Source organism: Mesorhizobium sp. M7A.F.Ca.US.008.03.1.1, assembly GCF_003997495.1.
GTDB lineage: Bacteria > Pseudomonadota > Alphaproteobacteria > Rhizobiales > Rhizobiaceae > Mesorhizobium.
In genome coordinates this window covers 528,160-534,558 of record NZ_RZRU01000002.1, presented here as the reverse complement: position 1 = coordinate 534,558, position 6,399 = coordinate 528,160, and the positions used below count along the sequence as shown (strand labels likewise).

General features: G+C 63.6%; 8 protein-coding genes. 3 read left to right on the top strand and 5 right to left on the bottom strand.

The window, feature by feature from the left end:
- Positions 1-265 precede the first annotated feature (265 nt).
- Entirely contained in the window at positions 266-865 is a 600-nt protein-coding gene (locus EOA16_RS05595) for a LysE family translocator (RefSeq protein ID WP_127256195.1), read from the bottom strand.
- A 98-nt stretch (positions 866-963) separates the two neighbouring features.
- Here EOA16_RS05595 and EOA16_RS05590 point away from each other — a divergent pair, with 98 nt between their 5' ends.
- A complete protein-coding gene (locus EOA16_RS05590) occupies positions 964-1,833 on the top strand; it encodes a LysR substrate-binding domain-containing protein (protein ID WP_127256234.1) in 870 nt (289 codons plus the stop codon).
- 114 nt (positions 1,834-1,947) lie between these two features.
- Here the strand turns inward: EOA16_RS05590 and EOA16_RS05580 are convergent, their stop codons facing one another.
- From EOA16_RS05580 to EOA16_RS05570, 3 genes are all read right to left on the bottom strand, one after another.
- Complete coding sequence (locus EOA16_RS05580) at positions 1,948-2,598, bottom strand: dihydrofolate reductase family protein (RefSeq protein WP_127256193.1); 651 nt, start codon at positions 2,596-2,598, stop codon at positions 1,948-1,950.
- A gap of 109 nt (positions 2,599-2,707) precedes the next feature.
- Entirely contained in the window at positions 2,708-3,550 is an 843-nt protein-coding gene (locus EOA16_RS05575) for a protein-L-isoaspartate O-methyltransferase (RefSeq protein ID WP_164754114.1), read from the bottom strand.
- Between the two features lie 89 nt (positions 3,551-3,639).
- Positions 3,640-5,004 carry an Nramp family divalent metal transporter gene (locus tag EOA16_RS05570; protein WP_127256190.1) on the bottom strand — a complete coding sequence of 455 codons (1,365 nt, stop codon included), beginning with the start codon at positions 5,002-5,004 and terminating at the stop codon, positions 3,640-3,642.
- 236 nt (positions 5,005-5,240) lie between these two features.
- Between EOA16_RS05570 and mntR the strand changes: the two genes are divergently transcribed.
- Together mntR and EOA16_RS05560 are read left to right on the top strand one after the other, a co-directional pair.
- Positions 5,241-5,693: a manganese-binding transcriptional regulator MntR gene (gene mntR, locus EOA16_RS05565; RefSeq protein ID WP_164754113.1), complete on the top strand. Its 453-nt coding sequence runs from the start codon at positions 5,241-5,243 to the stop codon at positions 5,691-5,693.
- Positions 5,694-5,792: 99 nt separating this feature from the next.
- A complete protein-coding gene (locus EOA16_RS05560) occupies positions 5,793-5,981 on the top strand; it encodes a hypothetical protein (protein ID WP_127256187.1) in 189 nt (62 codons plus the stop codon).
- Between the two features lie 84 nt (positions 5,982-6,065).
- Here EOA16_RS05560 and EOA16_RS05555 read toward each other — a convergent pair whose 3' ends face one another.
- Positions 6,066-6,296, bottom strand: coding sequence for a hypothetical protein (locus tag EOA16_RS05555; protein WP_245455860.1), 231 nt, complete (start codon positions 6,294-6,296; stop codon positions 6,066-6,068).
- Between the last annotated feature and the right edge of the window lie 103 nt (positions 6,297-6,399).

Here is a 6,399-nt window from a genome sequence, read left to right as displayed (position 1 = left end):
CGCGAACTTCTCGCAGGATCGACAAAACCAACGGCATCACAGCCTCCTCTGCTTCGAGAAAGCCTCTCAAGAATCCTTCTTCTGCTGCTTGGCAATACACAATCAACTTATCTGCGATTCCCCTGCCCACAAGGGGGAGGGTGAGAAAGCGCCATCCCTTGAGGCGTGGAAAGGGTGCGCTCCCACCTCCCCCTTGTGGGGAGGTCGGACCGAAGGTCCGGGTGGGGGTGCAGGCGCAGACATTGCGGCACTGGGCTGCAAGCCTCTACGCCGTCCGCCACATCGGGATGATCGAGGCGGCGAGCACCAGTGCCAGCACGATGTTGAGCGTGCGCCATTGCCATTCGGTTTTCAGCAGCCGCGCCAGCACCATGCCGGCCACGCACCACAGTGAAAGCGAGGCGGCGGCGGCGAGGCCGAAGGTGGCGCCGAGCAGCAGCGCGAGCTGCATCGGACCGCTGGCCAATGCCGCGAACGACGCCGCGGCGCCCAGTCCCATCGCCCAACCCTTCGGGTTCATCCATTGAATGCCGGCGCCGCCGAGAAAGCTGTTCGGCCTGGCCATGGTCACATCCAGGTTGGGCGGTCCGCTGCGGCCGATCTTGATCGCCAGCCAGATGAGATAGAGCGAGCCGATGACCTTCATGGCCAGTTGTAGCGAAGGCATGGCGAGCAGCAGGCCGGCGAGCCCGGCGGCGGCGGCACCCGTGACGGTGGCGAGGCCGGCAGCGCTGCCGACCAGTAGAGGCACGGAACGGCGAAAGCCGAATTGCGCGCCGGACGCCGTCGACAGGGTGGTGGCGATGCCGGGCGTGGTGGTGGCAACGATCGCAAACAGGATGAGCGGGATGATGGGCTCGAGCATGGGGCGTCCTCTGTGAGAGGGCTGCGATCGTAGCCGCGCGTGAACTTCAGTAAATGCAATGTTTGCTATGGTCAGCATTAGGATGGATAATGCTGGTCATGATCCGAAATCTCGACATGGCGCTGATCCGCACCTTCATCACCGTCGCCGACAAGGCCAGCATGACGGCGGCGGCCAATGCGCTGCACCTGACGCAAGGTGCTGTCAGCCAGCAGGTCAAGCGGCTGGAGGAGGCGTTTGGCTCGAGCCTCTTTGAGCGTGACCGGCGCGGCTTGCGGCTGACGCGCGCCGGTGAACAGCTGTTCGGCAAGGGAAAGCGGCTGCTGGCCTTGAATGACGAGATTTGGGCCGAGATGGCTGGAACACCGGTGGCCGGCGAGGTGCGGCTCGGCGTGCCCTACGACCTTGTCGGCACCTTGCTGGCGCCGGTGCTGAAGACCTATGCCGAGACCTATCCGCAAGTCGAGATATCGCTGGTCTGCGCCTCGTCGCCGGAACTGACTGCTGCCCTTGCGGCCGGGACCATCGACCTTGCGGTGATCGAGGAACGCGTCGGCCCGTCGGCGGGCGAATGCCTTGCCATCGACCGGCTGGTCTGGGTCGGTGCCAAGGGCGGCATTGCCCGCGCCAAGCGGCCGCTGCCGGTCTCGATCGTCGCCGACACCTGCGCCTTCCGTCCGGCGGTGCTGGCGGCGCTCGGTGAGCATGGGCTGGAGTGGCGCACTGTGTTCGAAAACGGCAACATCGATGCGACGACCGCGACGGTGCGCTCCGACCTCGCGGTCACCACCTGGCTGGCTTCGACAGTGCCGGCCGATCTCGACATATTGCCATCGGAGTCCGGCCTGCCGCCGCTGCCGAATTTTGCCATCAACCTGCATCTGCCGAGGCATGGGGTAGGGCCGGCGGCGCAGGAATTCGCGCGGCATATCCGCGACGGTCTGGCGCGGCGGGCGCAGGCGGCTTGAGGTTCTACTCAGAACTTGGGCTCCTCTACCCCGTCGATCGGGGGAGAGGTGTCGAGCGAAGCTCGACGGAGTGGGGGTCGATCTTTCATCGCGGAGCGAGGAACCCAGTTCCTGCTACTTCCAGTTCTTGCGTCGCTCGAGCTCGGCGTCGGACGGCTCCCCTGTGACAAACGACCCGACCTCGATCTCGCCTGATCGTTCGTAGGTCGCCATAATGACGCCGGTGCTGGTTGTCTGCGACTTGACAAGCTTGAAGGCGGCCGGCATCGCGGCATCGCCGAACAGCCGCTTGCCCTTGCCCAGCAACAGCGGGAAGATCATCAGCCGGATCTCGTCGATCAGCCCGTTGGCGAGCAAGGTCTGGATCAGATCGCCAGATCCCTGGATGAGCAGGTCAGGTCCATCCTCCTGCTTGAGGCGGCGCAATGTCGCGACGATATCCGGCCCAAGCGATTGCGTGTTCTGCCAGGTGACGGTGTCGGGCCGATGCGTCGCGACATATTTGGTCGCGGGGTTGAAGGCATCCGCGATCGGATCTTTCTGATACGGCCAGTAGGCGGCGAAGATGTCGTAGGTTCTGCGGCCGAGCAGCAGGGCGAAAGGCTTGGAGAACAGTTCATTCATCGCCGCGCCCCCCGCCTCGTCGAAGTAATGGAAGGTCCAGCCGCCGAACTTGAAGCCGCCGACCGGATCCTCTTCCGGGCCGCCGGGCGCCTGCATGACGCCGTCGAGGCTGACGAATGTCGCAGAGATGATCTTTCTCATTCCAATGCTCCCGTTCTTCGATCCACGCCGTCGGTGGCCGGACTTCAGCCCAAGGACGCTCGGCGAGCCACCGGTCCGACAGGACATAAGAAATTTTGGCAAACCGCTGTCATTTGCGAGGTCCGGCTTCGATATTTTCCGATGAAAACCAGACATCCGCCGATATGGCGGTGGCGGTGTCGTCCGGCGCCTTGTCCTGCACCAGCCAGATCGAGCGGCTGCGCGCGGCCTGCTCCCGGGTGGGGATCGTTGCATCGGGGTCCGCGACCGAGGCGCCGACACAGGGAATGAACCACGACCGCATGAACGGATCGCAGGTGAAGCCTTTTTGCGTGCGGGTCGCCATCACCGCCAGCGGGACGCGCTCGGCCGGCCGCCAGGGAAAGATCATGCGGCCGCCGGGCCGCAGCGCCTTCAGCCATCCGGCCGGCGGCGCTACGACCCCGGCATTGACATAGATGATGTCGGATGGTGGCAACGGCGTCGTCACGGCATTGCCATGGACCACCGCCGCATTGCCATAGGCTTCGAGATTTTGTCGCGCGAGATCGGCCAGCTCCTCGTCGAGTTCGAAAGCGGTGACGGTGCCGCCTGGCGAAACCAGCCTGGCCAGCACGGCGGTGTAGTAGCCGGTGCCGGCGCCGATATGGCAGACCGCCTCACCGGGTTTCGGTTCAAGCTTTCCAATCCACATGGCATGCAGGAAGGGCTCGCCATTGTTGATGCCCTTATCGTCGTCGAGCGCCACCAGCACATTCTGGTAGATGTGCGCCGGATCGGCGCTTGGCGTCGTGACCTTGCCGTTGCCGGCGATGATCGTCCACGGTCCGGGACCGAGAAACGCTTCGCGCGGCACCTCGGCGAAAACCGCCTCCAGGCGTGGGTCGGGCGAGCCGGCATTGGCGGCCATCAGCCGCGCGTAGAATTTCCTGATGTCTTCAATCCGGGTCATGATGCCGGAGAACATAGCGCGGATTGCCGATTTGTCGCGAGACTAGCCCCCCTGCACAAAGGGCAGGCGATTTCCCGGCGGGACGGAGCTCAGCCGACCCCGAACATGGTATCGTAGAGCAGCTTGAAGTTGAGCACCAGGATGATCGCCGCGACCACCCAGGCAAGGGCTGCGACGCCGCGCGGAATGGCGAGGTTGCCCATCTTCTTCTTGTCGGAGACGAACTGCACCAGCGGGATGACCGCGAAGGGCAGTTGCATCGACAGGATCACCTGGCTGAACACCAGCAACTGGCCGGTGCCCTTCTCGCCATAGAGCGCGGTGACGATCACCACCGGGATGATGGCGAGGCCGCGTGTCAAGAGCCGGCGCGCCCAGTTGGGAATGCGCAGGCGCAAGAAGCCCTCCATCACAATCTGGCCGGCAAGCGTCGCGGTCACCGTCGAGTTCAGGCCGGAAGCCAGCAGTGCCACCGCGAACAGGATTGAGGCGATGCTGAGGCCCAGAAGCGGCGACAATAGCTCGAAGGCCTGGCCGATCTCTGCGACATCCTGATGGCCGGTGTTATGGAAGGCGACCGCAGACACGATCAGGATCGAGGCGTTGACGAACAGCGCCAGCATCAGGGCGATGGTCGAGTCCGTCGTTGCCCATTTGATGGCATCGCGCTTGCCCTTGTCGGTGCGTTCATAGGCGCGGGTCTGCACGATCGAGGAGTGCAGATAGAGATTATGCGGCATGACGGTGGCGCCGATGATGCCGATGGCGATGTAGAGCATCGCCGGATTGGTGACGATTTCCGACGACGGCACGAACATGGCATGCAGGATCGAGCCGGCCGGCGGGGCGGCGACGAAGATCTGGATGGCAAAGCAGCTGAAGATGATGATCAGCAGCGCGATGACGAAGGCTTCGAGATAGCGAAAACCCTTGTTCATCAGCAGCAGCACGAGGAAGGCATCGAGCGCCGTCAGCATGGCGCCGCCGATCAGCGGAATGCCGAACAGAAGTTGCAGCGCGATCGCGGTGCCGATGACTTCGGCCAGATCGCAGGCGATGATGGCCAGTTCGCAGGCGATCCACAGCACGAAATTGACCGGCCGGGGGTAGTAGGCGCGGCAGGCCTGGGCGAGGTCGCGGCCGGTGGCGATGCCGAGCCGTGCCGCCAGCGCCTGCAAAAGGATTGCCATCAGGTTGGACAGCATGATGATGAACAGCAGCGTGTAGCCGAACTGCGCGCCGCCGGCGAGGTCCGTCGCCCAGTTGCCCGGGTCCATATAGCCGACCGAGACCATGTAACCGGGACCCATGAAGGCGAACAGGCGACGAAACCAGACGCCCGAGTTCGGCACGGCGATGGAGGAATTGACTTCGCGCAGGCTGGGCTGCTCGTCCTCGTCGGGCCTGGCGAACCGCCATGAGGAACGGGAGGCTGTGGCTTCGGCTTCAGACATGAAGGAGGGCTTTCCGCGAGACTGGACGATGTTGCCTTAAGCTATGCCATGGCTCAACATTATGCAATATGCTATATTTCATTGTCAGTGCTTTTTGTTCTGCTGGCGGTTATCGGGCGAAAACCGCAATCGGAAGCCCGGGTTGCACCTGTTTCGGAATGCAAATAAACGGCCCGAAGAATCAGAGCCCGTGCTATGAAAGCATGGATGGCAAATAGTCCTGGGAGGAGCGCGTATTGGTGCTGAAAAACAGACCAGTTCCGCGCGAGCCGCTGCTCGACGCGGAAATTCATTCGGAGGGCTTCCGGCAGCAGCGTGAAGCGCGCCGCAGTGCGTTGGTCGAGGATTATGTCGAGCTGATCGCCGACCTGATCGAAGACGGCAACGAGGCGCGCCAGGTCGACATCGCCGCACGGCTTGGGGTCGCCCAACCGACGGTGGCCAAGATGCTGACCAGGCTGTGTGCCGACGGTTTGGTGTCGCGAAAACCTTATCGCGGCGTGTTCCTGACCGATGCCGGCCGCAAGGTCGCGGAGGAAAGCCGCATCCGCCACCAGACGGTGGAAGCTTTCTTGCGCTCGCTCGGTGTCAGTGCCGAAACGGCGCGCATCGATGCCGAGGGCATCGAGCACCATGTCAGCGCCGAGACGCTGGAAGCCTTCCGCAAGGCGATGACGGCGGCGCGCTGAACCGCACCGCCACCGGATTTCCCCAGCCTCCCGGAACCCTCGCACGCGAAGCACGTTGCTTCTGACACCCGCGCAAGTCGCGCGGCAAGGGAGGAAGCGATGGGCGTAGAACAGGCACCGACCGCAAAGGGCAAGCAGGCGGCCGAGGGATTGAAACAGGCGGCGGCGAGGGATGAGCGCAAGACCGAGGCCGAAACCGGCCACCCCCTGAAAAAGGGCGAGGCGCGTTTCGAGGAGCGTTCGAAGAGTTCCGACGGCAAGAGCGTCGGCGCCAAGCAGAAAGATTAGACGCCTCTCAGGCTGATGTCAGCGGTTCTGGTCCGAAAGCCGTCTGCCGGGGCATGGTGGCGGCGCTTTCAGCAAACCGTTCCTTCACTCACGGACATCCTGCACCCAACTGCGCGGGTGGCCGTCGACGCGGAACTGGAAGATGAAATAGGGCGGGATGCAGGTGCCTTCGCCGGCTTTCGCTTGCGCCAGATCGTCATAACCTGATGTGCAGATATAATCCTCGCGGCAGGGATGGGCCTTGTCGCAGGCGCGCAGGCCGGCTGTCTTGGTGAACTCCCTGGTTGCAGAATTTGTGGTCCTTGCCCGAGGCAATGCAATCGTTGAAGCCGGTCTTGGCCAGACGCCCGCACGTCGCCTCGGCCGAGCGCTGGCCCCAGCAGGCGGGTGATCGACAGTCCGCCGCGCTCCAGTGCCT

Coding starts and splice junctions, on each gene's coding strand:
- EOA16_RS05570 (WP_127256190.1), bottom strand. CDS start 5,004: ATGTCTGAAGCCGAAGCCACAGCCTCCCGTTCCTCATGGCGGTTCGCC.
- EOA16_RS05575 (WP_164754114.1), bottom strand. CDS start 3,550: ATGACCCGGATTGAAGACATCAGGAAATTCTACGCGCGGCTGATGGCC.
- EOA16_RS05595 (WP_127256195.1), bottom strand. CDS start 865: ATGCTCGAGCCCATCATCCCGCTCATCCTGTTTGCGATCGTTGCCACC.
- EOA16_RS05580 (WP_127256193.1), bottom strand. CDS start 2,598: ATGAGAAAGATCATCTCTGCGACATTCGTCAGCCTCGACGGCGTCATG.
- EOA16_RS05590 (WP_127256234.1), top strand. CDS start 964: ATGATCCGAAATCTCGACATGGCGCTGATCCGCACCTTCATCACCGTC.
- EOA16_RS05560 (WP_127256187.1), top strand. CDS start 5,793: ATGGGCGTAGAACAGGCACCGACCGCAAAGGGCAAGCAGGCGGCCGAG.